Genomic DNA, 706 nt, shown 5'->3' with positions numbered 1-706 from the left:
GCCGGGTTGGAGGAGGGGAGTTCGGTGTAGGTGCCCAGGCCGAAGGCGGGGTTCTGTTTGCGGATCTCGATCATGCGGCGGGTCCAGTGCAGCAGTGACGAGGGGGAGGACATGGAGGCCTCGACGTTGGTGACCTGGTAGCCGTAGACGGGGTCCATGATGGTGGGCAGGAACAGGCGGCCGGGGTCGCAGGAGGAGAAGCCGGCGTTGCGGTCGGGGGTCCACTGCATGGGGGTGCGCACCGCGTCGCGGTCGCCGAGCCAGATGTTGTCGCCCATGCCGATCTCGTCGCCGTAGTAGAGGATCGGGGAGCCGGGCAGGGACAGCAGCAGGGCGGTGAAGAGTTCGATCTGGTTGCGGTCGTTGTCCAGGAGGGGGGCGAGGCGGCGGCGGATGCCGATGTTGGCGCGCATGCGGGGGTCTTTGGCGTATTCGGCCCACATGTAGTCGCGTTCTTCGTCGGTGACCATCTCCAGGGTGAGTTCGTCGTGGTTGCGCAGGAAGATGCCCCACTGGCAGTTGGACGGGATGGCGGGGGTCTTGGCGAGGATCTCGGAGACGGGGTAGCGGGATTCGCGGCGGACGGCCATGAAGATGCGGGGCATGACGGGGAAGTGGAAGGCCATGTGGCATTCGTCGCCGCCGCTTTCGTAGTCGCCGAAGTAGTCGACGACGTCCTCCGGCCACTGGTTCGCCTCCGCCAGCA

General features: G+C 66.6%; 1 protein-coding gene. It reads right to left on the bottom strand.

What is annotated here, in order from left to right; translation table 11 throughout:
* Window positions 1-706 (bottom strand): alpha-amylase family glycosyl hydrolase (locus MQN93_RS43710; RefSeq protein ID WP_242713920.1); only part of this gene is annotated, 706 nt, incomplete at both ends.

Origin of the sequence: Streptomyces spinosisporus, assembly GCF_022698145.1 — a bacterium.
GTDB lineage: Bacteria > Actinomycetota > Actinomycetes > Streptomycetales > Streptomycetaceae > Streptomyces > Streptomyces spinosisporus.
The sequence above is the reverse complement of the archived record's forward strand: the minus strand, read 5'-3'. Positions and strand labels throughout refer to the sequence as shown.